Origin of the sequence: Haloarcula salina (genome assembly GCF_010119195.1) — an archaeon.
GTDB classification, from domain to species: domain Archaea; phylum Halobacteriota; class Halobacteria; order Halobacteriales; family Haloarculaceae; genus Haloarcula; species Haloarcula salina.
The window spans coordinates 1-18,902 of sequence record NZ_WRXL01000004.1 but is presented as its reverse complement, the minus strand read 5'-3'; the positions used below and the strand labels follow the sequence as shown (position 1 = coordinate 18,902).

The 18,902-nt window shown below is 66.3% G+C and carries 16 protein-coding genes; 7 read left to right on the top strand and 9 right to left on the bottom strand.

Annotated elements, in window-relative coordinates; all coding sequences use genetic code 11:
* Entirely contained in the window at positions 1 to 744 is a 744-nt protein-coding gene (locus GM656_RS11490) for a beta-ketoacyl-ACP reductase (RefSeq protein WP_162413826.1), read from the bottom strand.
* A 219-nt stretch (positions 745 to 963) separates the two neighbouring features.
* Here GM656_RS11490 and GM656_RS11485 point away from each other — a divergent pair, with 219 nt between their 5' ends.
* The 7 genes from GM656_RS11485 to GM656_RS11455 all read left to right on the top strand — a co-directional run bounded on the left by GM656_RS11485 (position 964) and on the right by GM656_RS11455 (position 10,934).
* Positions 964 to 2,127, top strand: coding sequence for an alpha-1 4-glucan-protein synthase (locus GM656_RS11485; protein WP_162413825.1), 1,164 nt, complete (start codon positions 964 to 966; stop codon positions 2,125 to 2,127).
* Between the two features lie 41 nt (positions 2,128 to 2,168).
* Positions 2,169 to 3,401: an extracellular solute-binding protein gene (locus GM656_RS11480; RefSeq protein ID WP_162413824.1), complete on the top strand. Its 1,233-nt coding sequence runs from the start codon at positions 2,169 to 2,171 to the stop codon at positions 3,399 to 3,401.
* Entirely contained in the window at positions 3,398 to 5,017 is a 1,620-nt protein-coding gene (locus GM656_RS11475; protein ID WP_162413823.1) for an ABC transporter permease, read from the top strand. Before GM656_RS11480 ends, GM656_RS11475 begins: the two co-directional genes overlap by 4 nt.
* Positions 5,018 to 5,026: 9 nt before the next feature.
* Positions 5,027 to 7,051, top strand: coding sequence for a DUF7846 domain-containing protein (locus GM656_RS11470; RefSeq protein ID WP_162413822.1), 2,025 nt, complete (start codon positions 5,027 to 5,029; stop codon positions 7,049 to 7,051).
* A gap of 26 nt (positions 7,052 to 7,077) precedes the next feature.
* A complete protein-coding gene (locus GM656_RS11465; protein WP_162413821.1) occupies positions 7,078 to 7,647 on the top strand; it encodes a gluconate 2-dehydrogenase subunit 3 family protein in 570 nt (189 codons plus the stop codon).
* 135 nt (positions 7,648 to 7,782) lie between these two features.
* Complete coding sequence (locus GM656_RS11460) at positions 7,783 to 8,919, top strand: ABC transporter ATP-binding protein (RefSeq protein WP_162413820.1); 1,137 nt, start codon at positions 7,783 to 7,785, stop codon at positions 8,917 to 8,919.
* Positions 8,916 to 10,934: a DUF7846 domain-containing protein gene (locus GM656_RS11455; RefSeq protein WP_162413819.1), complete on the top strand. Its 2,019-nt coding sequence runs from the start codon at positions 8,916 to 8,918 to the stop codon at positions 10,932 to 10,934. Before GM656_RS11460 ends, GM656_RS11455 begins: the two co-directional genes overlap by 4 nt.
* Positions 10,935 to 10,961: 27 nt before the next feature.
* Here GM656_RS11455 and GM656_RS11450 read toward each other — a convergent pair whose 3' ends face one another.
* From GM656_RS11450 to GM656_RS11415, 8 genes are all read right to left on the bottom strand, one after another.
* Positions 10,962 to 11,675, bottom strand: coding sequence for a dolichyl-phosphate hexose transferase (locus GM656_RS11450; RefSeq protein ID WP_162413818.1), 714 nt, complete (start codon positions 11,673 to 11,675; stop codon positions 10,962 to 10,964).
* 50 nt (positions 11,676 to 11,725) lie between these two features.
* A complete protein-coding gene (locus GM656_RS11445; RefSeq protein ID WP_162413817.1) occupies positions 11,726 to 12,502 on the bottom strand; it encodes a helix-turn-helix transcriptional regulator in 777 nt (258 codons plus the stop codon).
* A 357-nt stretch (positions 12,503 to 12,859) separates the two neighbouring features.
* Positions 12,860 to 13,912 carry an HTH-type sugar sensing transcriptional regulator TrmB gene (trmB, locus tag GM656_RS11440; protein ID WP_162413816.1) on the bottom strand — a complete coding sequence of 351 codons (1,053 nt, stop codon included), beginning with the start codon at positions 13,910 to 13,912 and terminating at the stop codon, positions 12,860 to 12,862.
* Between the two features lie 148 nt (positions 13,913 to 14,060).
* Positions 14,061 to 15,440 carry an ABC transporter substrate-binding protein gene (locus GM656_RS11435; RefSeq protein WP_162413815.1) on the bottom strand — a complete coding sequence of 460 codons (1,380 nt, stop codon included), beginning with the start codon at positions 15,438 to 15,440 and terminating at the stop codon, positions 14,061 to 14,063.
* A gap of 269 nt (positions 15,441 to 15,709) precedes the next feature.
* The gene (locus GM656_RS11430; RefSeq protein WP_162413814.1) at positions 15,710 to 16,774 is read right to left on the bottom strand and encodes a glucose 1-dehydrogenase; all 1,065 of its coding nucleotides are present in this window, start codon (positions 16,772 to 16,774) and stop codon (positions 15,710 to 15,712) included.
* A 41-nt stretch (positions 16,775 to 16,815) separates the two neighbouring features.
* On the bottom strand, positions 16,816 to 17,889 hold the full coding sequence (locus tag GM656_RS11425) for a Gfo/Idh/MocA family protein (RefSeq protein WP_162413813.1): 1,074 nt from the start codon (positions 17,887 to 17,889) through the stop codon (positions 16,816 to 16,818).
* A gap of 30 nt (positions 17,890 to 17,919) precedes the next feature.
* Positions 17,920 to 18,123 carry a hypothetical protein gene (locus tag GM656_RS11420; RefSeq protein WP_162413812.1) on the bottom strand — a complete coding sequence of 68 codons (204 nt, stop codon included), beginning with the start codon at positions 18,121 to 18,123 and terminating at the stop codon, positions 17,920 to 17,922.
* A gap of 2 nt (positions 18,124 to 18,125) precedes the next feature.
* A partial coding sequence (locus GM656_RS11415) for an ABC transporter ATP-binding protein (RefSeq protein WP_162413811.1) occupies positions 18,126 to 18,902 on the bottom strand: 777 nt, incomplete at its 5' end.

The window sequence follows — 18,902 nt, the reverse complement described above, 5'->3', positions numbered from 1 at the left end:
TTACCACTCCATGCCGCCGTTGACGCCGAGTACCTGTCCGGTCATGTAGCTCGACTCCTCGCTCGCGACGAACCGAACGATGCCGGCGATGTCTTCCACGCTTGCGAACCGATCCAGCGGGATCTCCCGCAGAATCTTCTCCTGGACGCGCTCGGGCACCTCGTCGAGCATGTCCGTCTTGACGAAACCGGGCGCGACGCAGTTAGCGGTCGACCCCGTGTGAGCGAGTTCGAGCGCGAGCGTGCGCGTGAACCCGAACAGCCCGGACTTCGTGGTGGCGTAGTTCGCCTGGCCGATGTTCCCCTGCTGGCCGACGACGCTCGAGATGTTGATGAGGCGACCGTGCTCGGCCGCCTTGATGTCGTCGTAGAACGCCTTCGTCCCGTTGAACACGCCACCGAGGTTGACGTTGATGACCGCGTCCCAGTCCTCACGGGTCATGTTCTCGAACTTCTTGTCGATGGTGATGCCCGCGTTGTTGACGAGCACGTCGGCGGGACCGAACTCGTCGGCCACCTGCTCGCGCATCGCGCGAACCTCGTCGAGCTTCGCAACGTCGGCCTGTGCGGCGATCGCGTCGCCGCCGCTCTCGCGGATGTCCTCGACGACCGCACGCGCCTCCGCCTCCGACGAGCGGTAGTTCACGACGACGTTGGCCCCGTTCGCACCCAGGTCCTTGGCGATCCCGCGCCCGATACCTCTCGACGAACCGGTGACCACACAGGTTTGATTCTCCAAGTTCATTGGTGTAGTAAGGTGCCCCTCACACTTCGTACGCTCATCACTTAATGGGGCAAAGCACAGTCAAATAATAGTTCTCCTTATACAAAGTAATATCAGATGGGCTGTATATTATGATTCGGCGCGACAGAGTCGACTTCCTCCCTCGAAAACATTTCCACGAAGGCAGCTATTCGACAGCGACAGATACTTTAGGCTGTCCTAAAGAGGTGTGGACAGCTAATGACACCGGACATCTGCGTCATGGTTCCGACGATTCGGAATCACGAGTGCATGCGAACGTACTTCCAGAACGCCCGCGACCACGGCTTCGACCTCGATCGGCTGTTCGTGGTCCTCATCACCGAGGATTTCTGTGACACCGACGCGATGGAGCGGATGCTTGACGAGGAGGGCGTCGACGGGGCCGTCTTCGACGAGAGCGACCGCGAAGCGTGGTTCGCCGACCACGGCATCGGCGAGTACGCCCACCTTATCCCCGAAGCCAGCCACGCCCAGACGTCGTTCGGCCTCCTCTATCTCTGGGCCAACGACTTCGAATTCGGCGTGTTCATCGACGACGACACGCTGCCCCACGAGGACGTCGACTTCTTCGGCACGCACATGACGAACCTCGCCTACGAGGGCGAGATCGAGACGGTGCGTTCCGACGAGCAGTGGGTGAACGTCCTCTACCAGAACGAGGACGAACACGGGCTGTACCCGCGCGGCTACCCGTACGCCGCGATGGACGAGTCGGTCGAGACCGAAGCGACCGAGGTCGACGACGTGGTCGCCTCTCAGGGCCTCTGGACGAACGTCCCGGACCTCGACGCCGTTCGCATCCTCATGGACGGAGACCTCCAGGGACAGGCCCAGACCCGGACCACCGCCGAGGACTTCGGCGAGGACTTCGTCGCCGCCGAGGGCCAGTACCTCACCGTCTGCTCGATGAACCTCGCCTTCCGCCGCGAGGTCGTCCCGGCGTTCTACCAGCTCCCGATGGACGACAACGAGTGGGACGTCGGCCGCTTCGACGACATCTGGTCGGGCGTCTTCCTCAAGCGCGCCTGCGACGTGCTGGGCAAACAGATCTACAACGGCGACCCGCTGTGCGAGCACAACAAGGCGCCCCGGTCGACCTTCTCCGACCTCACCAACGAGGTCCACGGTCTCGAACTCAACGAGCACGTCTGGGAGATCGTCGACGAGGCCGGTGAGGACGCCGACTCCTACGCGGAGGTCTTCGAAGCCATCGCGTCGGCCCTCGCCGAGGGCGACTACGACGACTGGGAGAACGGTCCCTTCCTCAACTACTGCGGGGAGTTCATGCTCGACTGGCTCGGCTGCCTGGACGCACTCGAAGCGGCGGACCTCGAGCAGGTCCCCGCCGCGGCCGACGACTAGAGCACAAGCGTTTAGGCACCCCTAAATCAAACCCACAAACGATGACTGATACCAACGACACGTCCGATCGTATCGGATCAAGCTCGTCGCGTCGTCGCTTCCTCGCACTCGGTGGCGCCACGGCCGCGACTGCGCTCGCGGGCTGTAACTCGCTCTTCGGTGGCGGGGACGGAGACGGGAGCGATGGCGGTGGCGGTGGCGATGGCGGTAGTGGCACCTCCCAGGGCGCACCCGCCGAGATCCCGTCGCTGTCCGCGTTCCGCGGCTCCGGGACTCTCGTCGAAGACCGCCCCGCACCGGACGGCACATCGATTCAGGACCTACCGAACCTCTCCGGCTCGATGAACCTCTACATCGGCGGCGGCGAGGGTGGCATCTACTTCCAGTTCGTGGAGATGCTTCAGGAAATATACCCCGACTTCCAGGTGTTCGCCAGCAGCGCGTCGTCCTCGTCGCTGGCCCAGACGGTCGTCCAGGAGGTCGAGGCCGGCTCGCCCCAGGCCGACGTGTTCTGGTCGATCGACGCCAGCTCGCTCGGCTACGTCGCCGACAACGAGGCGTACGAGCCGCTGCCCGAGGACGTCGTCGAGCCGGTCCCGTCGGGCTTCCGGGGGGCGGACAACGCGTGGGTCGGAGTCGCCGGTCGCGCTCGCAGCATCCCGTACAACACGAACGAACTCAGCGAGAGTGACATCCCCAACAAGGTCGCCGAATTCCCGAACACGGACGTGCTGGCGGGGACGATGGGCTGGGCGCCGACCTACGGCGCGTTCAAGTCCTTCGTGACGGCGATGCGACTGCTCCGGGGCCCCGAGGCGACGAGAGAGTGGCTCGTCTCGATGCGCGAGGCCGGCACCGAGCGGTACCCCAACGAGTTCGTCGTCTCCAACCAGGTGGCCGACGGCGCGCTGAACGCCGGCTTCGCGAACCACTACTACGCGCTCCGCGTCAAGAACCAGCGGCCGAACGCTCCCATCGACCTCGCGTTCACCGAGGGCGACGCGGGCGCGCTCGTCAACGTGGCCGGCGCGCTCCGCATCCAGGGGACGGAGAAAGACGACCTGGTCAACAACTTCATCCGGCATCTCCTGTCTGCCGAGGCCCAGGAGTTCTTCACTACGGTCAGCTTCGCCTACCCGATGATCCCCGGCGTCGCGCCGCCCGGAGGCCTGCCGACCACCGACCAGCTGAACCCGCCGGACATCGACCTCGCTGAACTGTCCGACCTCGAACCGACCCTGGAGCTGATGCGCGAGGCGAACGTCCTCGGATGAAGGTCAGGGAGCGAGTCGCGACTGCTCGGGCGCGCGCCTTCGAGGACGAGGAGTCGGCTATCGGTCGGGGACTGACGCTGCTGGCGGCGGCCGTCGCCGCCGCACTCGTCGCCCCGCTGGGCTGGCTCCTCGTCGACGTGTTCGCGCTGGGCTCGCGAGCGTTCTCGCTCACCGTCGCTCCACAGACACTGCAGGTGCTCGTTCGGAGCGTCGCGCTGGTCGGTGCCGTCACCGCCGGAAGCGTCCTCGTCGGCGTCCCGCTGGCCGTCCTGACCGTGCAGGGCGACCTGCCGCTGAAACGGTTCTGGACCGTCGTCGCGGCGCTTCCGCTCGCGATTCCGAGCTATCTCGGGGCCTTCGCCGCAGTCTCCGCGTTCGGTCCACGGGGCGCGCTGGCGGACGTGCTCTCCCCGCTCGGTATCCAGCAGATCCCGACCATCTACGGCTTCGTCGGTGCCGCGCTCGTGCTCACGCTGTACACCTACCCGTACGTCTTCCTGACGACGCGAGCGTCGCTGCTGTCCCTTGACGCCTCGCTGGTCGAGGCCGCACGGACGCTCAACGCCAGTCGCTGGGCGGCGTTCCGTCGGGTGACGCTCCCGCAGATACTGCCCGGGATCACCGCGGGCGCGCTGCTGGTTGCGCTGTACACGCTGTCGGACTTCGGCACGCCGAACATCATGCGTGTCGAGGTGTTCACGCAGTTCATCTACGCCCGCTACAACGCCTTCATGCGGGAATACGCGGCCCTGCTGTCCCTCGAGCTGTTCGCGGTGACGGCCGTCGTGCTCGCGCTGGAGTCCCGTATCGGCGCCGACGACTCCGGGGCCTACGGCAGCAGCGGGAACCGCGGCGCGTTCGACCTCGACCTCGGGCTCTGGCGCTATCCCGCGGCGTTACTGCCAGCGCTCGTGGGGCTGGTGGCGATTCTGTTACCGATCGCCATCTTCGGGATGTGGTTCCTCCGGAGCGGCCCGGGCTACGCCACGGGGTCGATGGCGTTCTCGTGGTCGTACGGGCTGAACTCGGTCTGGGTGGCGCTGTTGGCCGCCGGCGCATCGGTGCTCGTCGCGGTCCCCATCGGCCTCCGGTCGGCGACCTCGGACTCGTGGGCGGCCTCGCTGGCCGACCGGGCGCCGTACGTCGGCTACGCCGCACCTGGCATCGTGCTGGCCATCGCGCTGGTGAGCTTCAGCCTCGACGTGCTCCCGTGGTTCTACAAGACGCTCCCCCTGCTCGTGTTCGCCTACGTCGTCCGGTTCATGCCCCAGGCGATCGGCTCGATCCGTACCTCGCGGCTCCAGGTCGACACGGGGCTCGTCGAGGCGGCCCGCACGCTCGGTCGGTCCCGCGCGAGCACGTTCCGGTCGGTGACACTCCCGCTCGTGCTGCCGGGCATCGCGACTGGGGCGGCGCTGGTCTTCCTCACGACGATGAAGGAACTCCCGGCGACGCTGATCCTGCGGCCGCTCCGGTTCGACACGCTCGTGACCTACATCTGGCGCGTCCAGGAGGCGGGGCTGTACGGCGCAGCCGCCGTCCCGGCGCTCGCGCTCGTGGTCGTCTCCGGGCTCTCGATGGCCGTCATCCTCGCACAGGAGCAGCGAACCGACTGATACACAGCGATGGCCCGCCTCACGGAACTCCGCCGGGATCGGTTGACTGCGGCCGCACTGAGCCTGGTCGCCGGCGCGGTCATCGCGTTCGTCTCGACGCAGGTGTTCCCCTACCACTCGCTGAACCACGACGAGGGAGTGTACCTCCAGCAGGCCGCGATGTTGCTGGAAGGGCGGCTGTTCCTCCACTCGCCCGTCGAGGGCGCGTTCCGACCGTGGTTCTTCGTCGAGAGCGAGCGCGGGATGTACCCGAAGTACGCACCGGTTCCGGCGATGATATTCGCCGTCGGGAAGCTGCTGGGCGGGTACCGGGTGGCACTGGTCGCCGTCGCCGCGGGGAACGTGCTCGGGGTCGTCGGCGTCGTCCGGGAGGTGTTCGACCACCGGACCGGCCTCGTGGCGGGGCTGTTCGTCCTCGCGTCGCCGCTGTTTCTGATCGACTCCTCTGTGTTCCTCCCGTACGCACCGACGACGCTGCTGAACCTCGGGTTCGGCTACGCCTATCTCGTCGCTGACCGGACCGGGGACCGCCGCTACGCCGCGGCGGCGGGGGCGGCCGTCGGGCTCGCGTTCTTCTCGCGGCCGTACACCGCGGTGCTGTTCGCGGCGCCCTTCATGGCGCACGCCTGCTGGACGCTCTGGCGGGACCTGCGAGGAGCGCTCCCGCGCCAGGCCGCGACGGCGGTCCTCGGCCTCGTCGGCGTCGCAACCACCCTCACGTACAACGCTATCGTGACGGGCGAGCCGTTCAGATTTCCATACCAGGTGTTCGCGCCGGAGGACGGCCTCGGCTTCGGCCACCGTGAAATACTCGCCCACGAAATCGTCTACACACCCGAGCTGGCGCTACGGGCGAACCGGCTGGTGCTGGAGCTGTTTTTCACCGAGTGGATCGCCGGCGGACTGCTCGGTGCGGGGCTTGCCGCGGTGGGGATCGCACTCGCCGCGCGGGCCGGCTTCACCGCTCGGCAGTTGGTCGTCGCTGGGCTGTTCGTCAGCGTCGCGGCGGGCAACGTCTACTTCTGGGGGAACTTCAATATCCTCGGGGATCTGGAACAGGCGGGCGACGGGCTCGTCTCCGCACTCGGCCCGTACTACCACTTCGACCTGCTGATCCCGACCGCGGCCTTCGCCGCACGCGGGGCGGTCGGGGGCGCTCGTACTGTACAGTCGGCGCTGGCCGACCGGGCCTCTCGGCGCTCCGCGCGTGCGCTCGTCCTCGCGCTCGTGCTCGTGAGTACGGCAGGGATGGGCGGCGTGACCGCGGACGCCCTCGACGCACCGCTCTCGGAGAACATGGAGGTGACCCGGACCTATGAGAACGCCTACGAACCGTTCGAGGGCGGCCCACCGGAGAACGCGGTGGTCCTGCTGCCTGACCCGTACGGCAACTGGCTCAATCACCCGTTCCAGTATCTCCGCAACGACCCGGGCTACGACGAGGAAACCGTCTACGCGATCAACGACCGTCCCTTCGCGGTCCACGACGAGTTCCCCGACAGGCGGTTCTACAGGTACGTTTACCGTGGCGCATGGGCGCCGTACGCTGGCTCGCCGAGAGCCGCGCACCTCCAGCGCGTCCGTGACGTCGACGGCGAACGCGTCAGGCTGCGGACCTCCGTCGGGATCCCCGACGGTGCAGCCGGGGTCACGATCAGGGTCGGTATCGACGGCCGGAGCGCCTACTACGTGGTGCCCGACCCCGACGGGGACGTCTCGCTCACGCTACTCGTCGACGACCGCGTCAGACTCCGCGGGGACGCCAGACCGCTCCAGAACGAGACCCTGACCGTCGAGGGCCGAGAGACCGTCCGCATGACGGTGTTCGTCGACCAGGGAGGCGGGAACGGCTTCTCCTATCGGTTCGATCTCCCGGTAGCCGCCGAGGACCGCGAACTCCGCGCACTCACACCGCGGGTCGAACGCTGCCGGAACGCGCGCGCCTGTGGCGGTGCGGCCGCGCACGTTCCCGGGACCGGACCCGACGGGACGTTCGTCGAGACGAACTTGACCGCGTCCGAGCGCAATCCATAAGTTTAGGCGAACCTAGGCCATCGAATATGGAACTGAGTCGCCGGGACGCACTCGTCGCGCTGTCGGCGGCCGGTGTCGCTGTCGGTGGCGGTGGTGCCGTCCTCCTCGCGGGTGACGAGGAGCCGGACCGCGAGGCGGGGGGGAGCGGCGGCTCGTCCGCCTCGCTAGGACCGATTGACGAGGGCGGACTCGAGACACTCACAGCGGCGGCAGACGTGCTCTATCCCGACCAGGTCGCCGGCGTCGACGAGTTCGTCGAGCGGTTCGTGCGCGGGCGGGCCAGGACCCAGCCGGACCACGTCGCCGGCATCGCGGACGCAGTCGCGTACCTCGACGACTACGCTCAGGCGTGGTTCGACGAGGAGTTCGCCGACCTGGCCCCGGCGACCCGTGACCGGGCACTCCGTCGGATGAACGCTGATACGGTCGATCCCGACCCGGACGGCTCCGACGAACAGCGCGTGCGGTACTTCGTCGTCAACGAGCTCCTGTTCGCGCTGTACGCCTCTCCTACCGGCGGGAAGCTGGTCGGTATCGAGAACCCGCAAGGGCACCCCGGCGGGACAGAGAGTTACCAGCGGGGACCGAACGCGTGACCGGAGCGCACGGTACCGACGGTCGCACCGATTCCGTTACGTACATCCGGGCGGTGGTCCCAATCACAGACGAGCATCGCCGTCCCGTGGTCGGGCGGGCGGTGTCACGCACACACCCACAGGAGCGCCGATAGGATGGAACACCGACAGGCAAGCCAACACGTTTCGGACTTCGACTCGGTCGAAGCGGCGGTCGAAGATCCCGATCGAACTGTCCTGCAGATGGAAGGAGTCACGAAAGACTACGGCCGAGAGCTGGCCGTCGACGAGCTCTCGCTGTCGGTCAAGGACGGGGAACTCCTCACACTTCTGGGCCCCTCCGGCTGCGGCAAGACGACGACGCTACGCCTGCTCGCGGGTCTCGAACGACCTACGGCGGGCTCGATACGTATCGCCGGGGAGACAGTCACCGGCGGGGGGAAAGACGGATTTCGCCAGCCCGACCAGCGAGACGTGGGTATCGTCTTCCAGAACTACGCCCTGTTCCCTCACCTCTCGGTGGCCGAGAACGTCGCGTTCGGGCTGACCGACCGCGACGACGACGAGACGAAACAGCGGGTTGACGACCTGCTGGAGCTAGTGGACCTCACCGACCACCACGACAAGATGCCGAGCAACCTCTCTGGCGGTCAGCAGCAACGGGTGGCGCTGGCTCGCTCGCTCGCGCCGGAACCGGACGTGCTCTTGCTCGACGAGCCCTTCTCGAATCTCGACATCCGACTCCGGGTCGAGATGCGCGAGGAAGTTCGGCGGATCCTGAAACGGGCCGGCGTCACCGCCGTCTCCGTCACGCACGACCAGGAGGAGGCCCTCTCGATCAGCGATCGGGTGGCGGTCATGCACGACGGGACGATCGAACAGATCGGCGATCCGGCCACCGTGTTCCAGAACCCGGAGAGCCGGTTCGTCGCGAGCTTCCTCGGCCAGGCGAGCTTCCTCTCGGGACAGATTACCGACGGGGGTGTCGAGACGGCGCTGGGCACGTTCCCGCTGAATCGGTTGAACGGATCGCTGACTAGCTACGACGGTGCGGCGGTGGACATCCTCGTCCGGCCCGACGATCTGCGGGCGACGCCCGCGGCCCAGGCGACCGCGGACGGAACCGTCGTTCACCGGCAGTACAACGGGCCATCGTTCGTCTATCGCGTAAACCTGGACGGCGGCGACGTGGTCCACTGCATGCACAATCACGTCGAGACGTTCGCCGCGGACGAGTCGGTCGAGGTAGACCTCGTCGCCGACCACGAGCTCGCGTGGTATCCCGCTGAATGAACGGTCTGCGACGACCGGAGGTCCAGGCCGCCGTCATCGCTGTTTTCGGCGGGCTCGCCGTCTTCGCGCTCTCGCATCTCCTCTTTCCGTACCACACGAGCAACCACGACGAGGGGGTGTACCTCCAGCAGGCCGCCATGCTACTGGAGGGGCAGCTGTATCTCCGCCCACCGGTGGCAGAGGCCTTTCGACCGTGGTTCTTCGTCGCGAGCGAGCAGGGCCTCTATGCCAAGTACACGCCTGTCCCGGCCGCGATGTTCGCCGCCGGGAAACTGCTGGGCGGGTATCGCGTCGCGCTGGGGCTCGTCGCGACCGGTGCGCTCGCCGGCACCTACCACACCGTCCGCGAGGCGTTCGACCGGGAGACGGGCGTCATCGCGACCGCCCTCTTGCTCGGCTCCCCGCTCTTCCTCGTCGACGCGTCGGTGTTCCTCTCGTACGTTCCCGCGACGTTCTGGAACCTCTCGTTCGCGGCCGGCTACCTCCACGCGGATCGGACCGGGAGTCGATGGACCGCCGCGTTCGCGGGTGCCTGTGTGGGGATCGCCTTCTTCACCCGTCCGTACACGGCCCTGTTGTTCGCGACGCCGTTCGTCTGTCACGCGCTCTGGACGCTTCGGACCCTGGAACGGCCGGTCGTGGAACGCATCGGCCTCACCGCCGTCTTCGGGCTGTCCGGCGTCCTGGTGGCGGTCGGGTACAACGCGATGACGACCGGTGACCCGCTCGTCTTTCCGTACCAGGCGTTCGCGCCGGGGGACGGACTCGGGTTCGGAGAGCGGTCGATCCTGGGCCACACGCTGGAGTTCACGCCAGCGCTCTCGCTCCGAGCCAACGGGGAGCTCCTCTGGAAGTTCGCGACGCGGTGGCTCGTCGCCGGTCCGCTCGGGGCCCTCGCGGCCGTGCTCGGCGTCCTCGTCTCGCGCCGCCGCGGGTTCGACAGCCGACAGCTGGCGCTCGCGGGCGTCTTCCTCACGGTTCCGCTCGGGAACCTCTACTTCTGGGGGACGGTCAACATGCTCGGGCGACTGTCGGATCCGACCGACGGGCTCGTCCGCTTCCTCGGACCTTTCTACCATGTCGATCTGCTCGTCCCGTCCGTCGCGTTCGGGGCCGTGGGCGTTCTCTGGGCCGCCGGCGCTCTCCGTCGAACCGTCGAAGACCACGTCGCGGCCGAGCGCGCTCGCCCGAGCCTCGCTGCCGTCGCGCTCGTCTGTGTGGCGGTCGGCGGCGGGGCGGCCACCGTCGGGGTCGCGGCGCCGGTGCACGACAACTACACTGTCACCGAGCAGTACGAGCAGGCGTACGAACCCTTCGAGGAAAGCGACCTCTCGAACACCGTGGTGTTCCTTCCGACCCCCTACGGGGAGTGGCTGAACCACCCGTTTCAGTACCTCCGGAACGACCCGGGGTTCGACGGCCAGACCGTCTACGCGATGCAGGATCGTCCGTTCGCGGTCGTCGACAGCTATCCAGACCGGCGCTACTATCGCTACGACTACCGCGGTGAGTGGGAGCCGTACGCAGGTCGGTCAGTCGAACCGAGACTCCAGCGAGTCCGTCTCGTCGAGGGCGAGACGGTGACGACGAGCGTCACTGCCGCCTCGCCAGCCCCGGCGCGACTCCGCATCGTTCGACTAACGAACGACGACCGAACTGCCGAGGCGACGCTGGACGGGTCCGACCCACTCTCGCTGGAACTGGTGGCCGGCACCGACACCACGCGACTCCGTGGCCTCACTCAGAACGAGTCCGTCGCCGTCCCGACGCCCGATCGCGGCACGGTCACGCTCGTCGCCGTCGTGGACTACGGCGCCGGTTCGGGGTACGAATATCGGGTCGAACTGCCGGTCGAGCGAAGTGCCGGGAGCGTGCGCGCGCTCACGCCGCGACTCGACGTGTGCTGGACGGAGCAGCGGTGTGAGGGGCAGGCGGCATACGTGGCCGGCAGCCACCAGTTCACTATGGACCTGAACGTCACACTGACGGGCCGGGCAGCGTTCGAAGATACCTGACGCCGCGTCTCTCGCTCTGTCGCCGCCTCACCTGAACCGCTCTTCGAGGGCGACCCGGACGATCGACTTGGCGATGGCCGCACCGCCGGAGAAGGGGTCCAGTTTCGTCTCGCCCTTACGCTCGTCGTACTCGATTGGGCGCTCGCGAACGTCGTAGCCGCGCATCAGCGGCCGCATGAGCAGTTCCGCCGAGAGGCCGGTGTTCTCGGTCCAGGCGATCTTCTGGACGACCTCGCGGCGGTACGCGCGCATGCCGGTCGTCGTGTCGTGGACTCGCTTCCCCATGAGGGCGCTCGCGAGCAGGGCGAACAGTTCGTTACCGAGTTTGTTCATCCCCGGCATCTCGTCGGCCCCGTAGTACAGTCGGTCGCCGCTGACCACGTCGGCCCCGTCGTTGACTTCGTCGAGGAAGTCCGGGAGTCGCTCCATCGGATACGTGTCGTCGCAGTCCGTCGTCACGACGATCGGCCGTTCGGGCGTCAGGACCGCCTCGCGGACCGCGACGCCGTAGCCCTGCGGTTCCTGTTCGATCACCGTCGCGCCGTGCTCGCGAGCGATCTCGGGCGTCCGGTCGGAGGAGCCGTCGACGCAGACGACCTCGGCGCGCCCGTCGGTCACCGAGTCGATGTCTTCGAGCACGGTCCCGATGGCTTCGGCCTCGTTGTACGTTCCCATGACGACGGCGAGATCGTCGAACGTGAACGGCTCGTCCCCCTGTGTTGCGGATTTCTGCGTACTCATTGCCCGTTGTCTGTCCCGGCCATCCTTGAATGTTTAGGTTCGCCGAAACCTCAGTGATCCGCGAGGTACGCTCCCAGCGGCGTCGCGTCCGCCCAGATAGACTCGAAGAGTTCAGTTCCCCACGCGACCGCCTCGCTGGTCTCGGAGACGAGTTTAGCCGACGGCCACGCTCCGTCCATCTGCGGCAGGGTCAGGATCACCCACTCGGTCGAGACGCCGAGCGCGTAGTCGACCGGTGTCACACGCACGGCCGTCTCGTCGAATGTCCGCCTGTCGCCGTCGTCGATACCGGCGTCGATCATCCCGTCGATCACGTCGCACCCGACCACTAGACGCGAGCCCGGGGTGTCCGGCATCGCTGCCTCGTACTCTCGGTGGTACACGGGCGACACGACCTGACAACTCTCGACGCTCTCGACGCGGGTGACCACCTCGCGTACGGGCCGGTCGATGTCCGTCTGTGTGCCGCGAACGACCTCGTACGACCCGAGTTCGCACAGTCGGTGTCTGAACGGCTGGGAGATGACCGAGGCGTCGTGGCGCTCCCAGTACTCGGTGTCCCCTTCGATGAGTTGCTCAGTGAGTCGCTGTCGGTGGATGGTGTCGGCGATGAGCCGGCCGGTCCCGGTCAGTCGCCACGTCCCGTCGCTGGAGACGAGCAGTCCGCGGCGTTCGAGGTTGGCGAGCGCATCGTAGACTGCCGACTCGCTCGCGTCGAGGTCCGCCAACAGGTCGGCGGTGGTCCTATCCTGTGGACACAGCGCACTGATGATATCCGTTCGCACAGACGACGTACTAACGTACTGCACGACGGAGTCGCGAACCATACTGAACAGTTACCATAGCACTCGACAGACGCATACATATCAGTTTCCATTTGTAACGGACCACTCCGAGGGGCGGAGAAGGCTCCTGCACCGACTAGAATTTTTGCTCAGAGATGTGTTCATCTTTTTTATCTCGTAGATCGGACGTAACATTGCTGTCCGCCACGGCGACCACGTCCCCGCTGACCGCGACGGACTACCTTGGTCTCGTGGACCTCTCGAATTCGGGCAGTGACACGCCTCTGACAAGTGCTCGTCTGCCCGACGGGTCATGCGAAGCCGTGGGTTGCCCGCCCACGGCTCTCAGTGTCTCAGTCCAGGTTCTCACAAAGCGACGGCTCCCTCTTCGAAACGGGATCAGGCGTCCGGCGGTTCGTCGCGCCCGACGCGAATCTCGTAGGCCTCGATGTCCTCGTACGTGGCGACCTGTCCGCCGACCTCGACCGGGCCGTCCGCGGTCTGGACGACCATCGTCGCCACCTCGCGATTGGAACTGAACGACGTCTGATCGACCTTGCCTTCGATGACCCGATGGTCGCCCGTCTCCACGTCTCGCCCCTCGATGGTGGCGTAGAACTCGCCGTCGAGCGTCATCAGGTCGGAGATACACCGGCGGATCGTCCCGTAACGCCGCGGGAACGGCAGTCCGTCGCCGTCGTCGGTGATGACCTCGGCCGTCGTCCACAGCACCGTATTGAGAAACCCGGAGACCAGAAAGCCGAGTTCTGACCGATTGAAGATGACCCCGTAGCGGTCGGTGTCCCCGCGGACGCTCTCACGGGTCGCGTACATCGAGTAGTTCCCGTCCGCGACGGCGACGACCGGAGTCGTGATACCGCGTCGCCCCTTGACCGTCGTGGCGATGGACTGGTAGTCGAAGCGGTCCGGGTCCGGCGCGTCGGAGGCGGGCGAGATGAGTATCTCGATAGCGATCCCCGACCGCTTTCGCTCCGCGAGTCGGTCTTCGAAACGATCCAGCAGCGCCGGCGTCAGCGAGAGCGTCAGTTCGTACTCCGCCGTGTCGATGATGTCTTCGAGATACCGGAGTATCGTCGGGCGGGACTTGACCAGCGAGACCGCTTCGGGCTCTCTCGCGGGCGCGGTGTACCGCGAGGAGAGGTCGTCGACGAGGTCGTCGAGCGAGTTCTGGATCCCTTCGAAGGCCTCCCGGGGGTCGATCGCCAGCACCTTCATCGGGCGCGATTCCTTGAGTTCGACCAGTCCCACGTCGCTGAGGCTCCTGACGGTGTCGTACACCCGCGGCTGCGGGATGTCCGTGTTTTCGGAGATCTCGGACGCCGTCAGCTCGCCGTGCTGGAGAACGGCCAGATACGCCGCGATCTCGTACTCGCCGAGATTGAACCGCGCGATTACCTGCTCGAGCGATGCTTCCAAGTCGTCACTGGACATACGCAGGCGTTTGCGAGTCGAGTACTAAGAACTTCGGCACTCGGCCCGGTTCGCGGGAACCGAAACGGCCGTTTCAGCCGCTCGAAGACGGGGCTATCCGCGTCGCGTCCCGACGACTGCTGCGGCGGGATACGGGTGAACCGTCGCGTTACTGGTAGGCGCTGGACATCTGCGAGACCACGTCGGCCGGGGCGGCCCCGGAGTTCAGCGACGAGATCGCCGATTCGAGCGAGGACTGGACCGCGGGCGGTGCGGCCAGGCCGTGCGCGACCGACGGCGGCTGGGCTTCGCTGTTCTGGAAGTCCTCGATCTGCCCGGTCGAGAACTCGTTGAACGGCTCGGTGCTCACGTCGCTTCGCGGCGGAATCGAGCCCTTCTTCGGGTTGAAGATCTCCTGGGCCTCGGCGGTGCCGACGTAGCGGCACCACAGCGTCGTCGCCTCGGGCGACGGGTTGTTGATCGGGTACGGGAACGAGTCCATGTTCAGCGAGTAGTAGCCGCTGGTCCCCGGGAACGCGACGTGATCCCAGTCCTCGCCGTAGACGAGGTCGTTCGTGATGTAGGTCCCGGCCGCCCAGTCGCCCTGGTGCAGGAAGGCCGCCTCGCCGTTGATGACCTGATTGTTCGCCTCGGTCCACGAGATGGATCCGGCGTCGCTCGGGATGTACTCGAGGTAGGACTGGGTCGTCTCGACCGCCGTCTGCAGGGCGTCGCTGTTGGCGTCGACCTGTCCGTCCTCGAAGATGGCGCTGTAGGTCTCGGCGTCGGTCTGGCCGAGGAGAACGGTCGCGAACATCTGGAAGCTGGACCACGGGCTGCCGGTCTGGTGTGCCATGCCCGTGTAGCCAGCCTCCTCGACCGTCTGCATCGCGCCGACGAGGTCCGCTGGCGTCTCCAGACTCGTCGGGTCGACGCCCGCGTCCTCGACGACCTCGACGTTGTAGAAGAGGTTGTTGATCCGGTGGATGTTGAGCGGGACCGTGACGTAGCTGCCGCCGGGCTGGGCCGCGTTCTTGACGCCGCCCAGGTACGCGTCTTTCATGCCGTTCTGGGACCACACCGACTCCCCGATGTCCTTCAGCAGGTTCGCGTCGGTGAACGGGGTCAGGTTCTTGCCCGGCCACGCCTGCCACGTGCTCGGGTGGTTCCCGTTCTGGACGCGGGTCCGGATGTTCGCCTGGAGGTTCTCACCGGCGCCGCCGGCGATGAGGTTCTCGTCGAAGGGAACGTCCGGGTGCTTCTCTCTGAAGGCGTCCATCACGGACTGGATGGCTTCCAGACCGTCGCCCTCGCCCCACCAGTGTGCGACCTCCAGCGTGCTGTACTGGGTTCCGCTGGACGTGCTGCCGCCGTCGCTGGAGCCGTCACCGCTGGAGCCGTCGCCACTGCTGCCGTCGCCGCTGGAACCGTCACCGCTGGAACCGTCGCCACTCCCGCCGCAACCGGCGAGCGAGGCCGCACCCGCAGCACCGGCGATCCGAAGAGCGTTACGTCGTGTCAGCCGCTTGTCCGCGTTATCGTCAGTCATGGGTACACCAATACCTCATAATTCTGTATTGAAGATTAATACTTAATACTTCTGTATGGCAAAAATCGCCATTTCACATACGGAACGATCTTCTTAAAACGGCGTTATGTGCGTATTTCTGGCCCCTCAGGGCTTGAAAGTATTATACTCTACTGAGTAAATAAATCATGTACATACATCATTCTTCATATATATTGGGCGTAGAAGTCTTCACTTTCCCCCGATCACTCTCGTCCTGTGCCTGAGTGGAACGGCGGGCGCGGTCGCCGCTACAGCGAATCGAACTCGACCACGGCCTTGATCTGATCGTCGCCGTCCTCGAACGCGGCCTCGACGTTCTCCGGGTCGGCGACCGTCGTGACGAGGTCGTCGAGCAGCCACTCCGGGAGTTCCTGGAGGGTCTCGACGGCGTCCTCGAAGTGCGAGACGTGGGAGTTGACCGTCCCGATGAGACACTTGTTGTGGAGAACGATGTCGTTGTGCAGCGACCCGCCGTCGACCTCGAACTCCCACGGCTCGGGGATGCCAAGCAACACGCCGACGCCGTTCTGGTCGAGGGCCGAGACCGTCTGGACGGCGTGTGGGGCGAACCCGGTCGCCTCGTAGACGTAGTCCATCGACTCGTAGTCGGCCGGGAGTTCGTCGACGGGCGTCTCCCGCGAGTCGACGTACGTGCCCCCGATCCGCTCGACGACGTCGACGGTCGGATCGGGTCGGTCACGCCTGCCGACGCAGTAGGTCCGGTCGTACTCCCGTTCGAGCATCCACAGCGTCAGCAGACCGAGCGAGCCGTTCCCGAGCACGCAGGCCGACTCGGGTCGCCAGTCGAACGGTTCGCGCGTGGCGTAGGCGTGCTCGTTCGCTTTCTCGGTAATAGAGAGCGGTTCGACGAGGAAGCCGTACTCGGCGACCGACTCCGGAACGGGGACGAGGAAGTCCGCTGGCGAGGTGAAGTACTCCGCCATGAAACCGTGTGCTCCAACGATGCCGCGCTCGACGTAGTCGCCGTCGGGGGCCATGTCGGGTTCGCCCCGACGGAAGTACTCGTTCGTCTCTCCGCCGGGCTTGCGCCGGACGGTCGGCGCGACGATCTGCCCCGCTTCGAGCCCCGTGCCATTGGGCTCTTCCACGACGCCGACCGCCTCGTGTCCGAGGATCATGTGCTCCGCGCCGTCGGGATAACCGCCGTGGGAACCGTTTATCACCTCGTGATCTGTGCCGTCGACACCGACCCGCAGCGTCCGGACGAGCGCCTCGCCAGCCTCGGGGACTGGCCGCTCTCGCTCCAGAAGCTGGGGCCCGGCCGCGTCGGGCCGAACACCAATTGCTTTCATACGCACGCGGACAGTCAAAACACTCCGAATTAAGTCTTTCCTCAGTCGGACGCGTCGACGCTGACGGCCGCGCCAGCGTCGCTGGACCGATAGATCGCGTCCATCACCCGCTGGACGCGCAGCGCCTGCGAGACGGTGTTTCGAACCGGCGACGTCCCGTCGGTGACGGACTCGACGAACCGCGCAAGCGTGCGCTGATGCGCGTTCGCGTCCTGCGTCTCGACGGCCGTCGTCCGGTGGTGCATCGTCCCGTTGTCGACCGTCTCGTACATCGTGAGCGAGTCGTCCGCGAGGTCGAGTCTGGCCCCCGCGTCAGTTCCGCGGACGTAGTACTCCTGGCTGTCCGGTCGGTTCGTCGCCCACGCGACTTCGAGCGAGACGGTCGCCCCGTTCGCACAGCGGACGAACGCGCTCGCCGAGTCGTCCACGGTGAAATCGGCCGCGCCACCGTCCTCGCCCCACATGTCGACGTACGCGTAGTCGTCGTCGACACCGAACTGCGCCCGCGTATCCCCCGTGACCTCGGTGACCTCGGGATACCCCAGGAGGTGCAGCGACAGGTCGATGGCGTGCGCACCGATGTCGATCAGCGCCCCGCCGCCGGCGACGTCCTTTCGCGTGAACCACGAGCCGCGACCGGGGACGCCGCGTCGGCGGACGTAGTTCGCTTCGACGTGCGAGACATCGCCCAGCGTGCCGTCGGCCCGGTAGCCGGCGAGCGCCTCCACCGAGTTCGCAAAGCGGTTGTGAAAGCCGACCATGCAAAACCCCTCCGCATCCGCCGCGGCCGCGGCGATTCGCTCCGCACTCTCGACGGTGTGCGCCAGCGGCTTCTCGACGTAGACGTCGAGTCCCGCTTCGAGCGCGTCGACGACGTACTGCTCGTGGAACCTGTTCGGCGTGGCGACGAGTACGGCGTCGACCGATTCGTACATCTCCGCGGGATCTTCGTACGTCGCGGCGCCGTACCTGGCGGCGAAGGCCTCCCGTGCTCCGGGGTCGATATCCACCCCGGCCTCGAGGGACACCGGCCGGTCCAGCGCCTCCAGATTGGTGACGTGAATCTTGGCGATGTTCCCGAGGCCGACGATCCCGACCCGCACTGTCTCGGTCATTGGTGCTCGATACTGTCGCCCGTCAGATAATTAATACAACTGCTTTTCACGCTCCTCGCGCTCCTCCTCGCGCTCCTGTTGCTCCCGCGCTCTACGACGCCCGCGCCGATACTGGATGATCCCGGGAATGATCTTGTTCTTCAGGTCCAACACGAACGAGCCGATCCCGTACGCCCAGAAGAAAAACAGGACGAGCATCCCGCTCCAGTACAGCGTCGCGAGGTGGCTGCTCATCGTCAGTCGTCGGTCTCCACTTCGCTGCCGGACGTCGTGCTGTCCGTCCCGACAGGGCGGAGGTCGTGGACGATGGCCTCGCCGCTGGCCGAGTCGAACAGGTGGACGTTCCGCCTGTCGATGACGACCCCGACTTCGTCTTCTTCCTCGATGTCGGAGTCCGGGTCGATACTCATGAGCAACTGGTCGTTCGTCGCCAGCTCCTGTGACATCGACGTCTCGCCGTCGCCGAGCAGCAGATACGCGAATATCTCGTCGCCCATCGGTTCGAGGATGTCCGTCCGCGCCTGGATGATCCCCGACGGGTCCGCGACCTCCTCGCGGAGATCGGCGGGGTAGATGTCCTCGGGCCGGATCCCGAGCGTGACCGAATCGCCCACGCTCACCCCCTCGATCGACGACGGGTCGAACGCCAGCGAGAAGTTCGGCGTCTCCAGAGCGTCTTCCGTTACCGTGCCCTCGACGAAGTTCATCGACGGCGAGCCGATGAAGCCGGCCACGAAGAGGTTGTCCGGCTCGTTGTAGCACGTCAGCGGCGGGTCGATCTGCTGGAGGCTCCCCGAGTCGAGGACGGCGATGCGGTCCGACAGCGTCATCGCCTCTTCCTGGTCGTGCGTGACGTAGATGATCGTCGTGTCCAGTTCCTTGTGGAGGCGCTGGAGTTCGGTCCGCATGTGGACTTTCAGCTTTGCGTCCAGGTTCGCCAGCGGCTCGTCCATCAGGAACACGTCCGGTTCGCGCACGATCGCGCGGGCGATGGCGACGCGCTGGCGCTGCCC

What these genes read in the sequence shown, in the direction of transcription:
- GM656_RS11490 (WP_162413826.1), bottom strand. Translation starts at nt 744, where the DNA reads ATGAACTTGGAGAATCAAACCTGTGTGGTCACCGGTTCGTCGAGAGGT.
- GM656_RS11460 (WP_162413820.1), top strand. Translation starts at nt 7,783, where the DNA reads ATGGAACACCGACAGGCAAGCCAACACGTTTCGGACTTCGACTCGGTC.
- GM656_RS11425 (WP_162413813.1), bottom strand. Translation starts at nt 17,889, where the DNA reads ATGACCGAGACAGTGCGGGTCGGGATCGTCGGCCTCGGGAACATCGCC.
- GM656_RS11420 (WP_162413812.1), bottom strand. Translation starts at nt 18,123, where the DNA reads ATGAGCAGCCACCTCGCGACGCTGTACTGGAGCGGGATGCTCGTCCTG.
- GM656_RS11475 (WP_162413823.1), top strand. Translation starts at nt 3,398, where the DNA reads ATGAAGGTCAGGGAGCGAGTCGCGACTGCTCGGGCGCGCGCCTTCGAG.
- trmB (WP_162413816.1), bottom strand. Translation starts at nt 13,912, where the DNA reads ATGTCCAGTGACGACTTGGAAGCATCGCTCGAGCAGGTAATCGCGCGG.
- GM656_RS11485 (WP_162413825.1), top strand. Translation starts at nt 964, where the DNA reads ATGACACCGGACATCTGCGTCATGGTTCCGACGATTCGGAATCACGAG.
- GM656_RS11445 (WP_162413817.1), bottom strand. Translation starts at nt 12,502, where the DNA reads ATGGTTCGCGACTCCGTCGTGCAGTACGTTAGTACGTCGTCTGTGCGA.
- GM656_RS11435 (WP_162413815.1), bottom strand. Translation starts at nt 15,440, where the DNA reads ATGACTGACGATAACGCGGACAAGCGGCTGACACGACGTAACGCTCTT.
- GM656_RS11455 (WP_162413819.1), top strand. Translation starts at nt 8,916, where the DNA reads ATGAACGGTCTGCGACGACCGGAGGTCCAGGCCGCCGTCATCGCTGTT.
- GM656_RS11450 (WP_162413818.1), bottom strand. Translation starts at nt 11,675, where the DNA reads ATGAGTACGCAGAAATCCGCAACACAGGGGGACGAGCCGTTCACGTTC.
- GM656_RS11470 (WP_162413822.1), top strand. Translation starts at nt 5,027, where the DNA reads ATGGCCCGCCTCACGGAACTCCGCCGGGATCGGTTGACTGCGGCCGCA.
- GM656_RS11465 (WP_162413821.1), top strand. Translation starts at nt 7,078, where the DNA reads ATGGAACTGAGTCGCCGGGACGCACTCGTCGCGCTGTCGGCGGCCGGT.
- GM656_RS11430 (WP_162413814.1), bottom strand. Translation starts at nt 16,774, where the DNA reads ATGAAAGCAATTGGTGTTCGGCCCGACGCGGCCGGGCCCCAGCTTCTG.
- GM656_RS11480 (WP_162413824.1), top strand. Translation starts at nt 2,169, where the DNA reads ATGACTGATACCAACGACACGTCCGATCGTATCGGATCAAGCTCGTCG.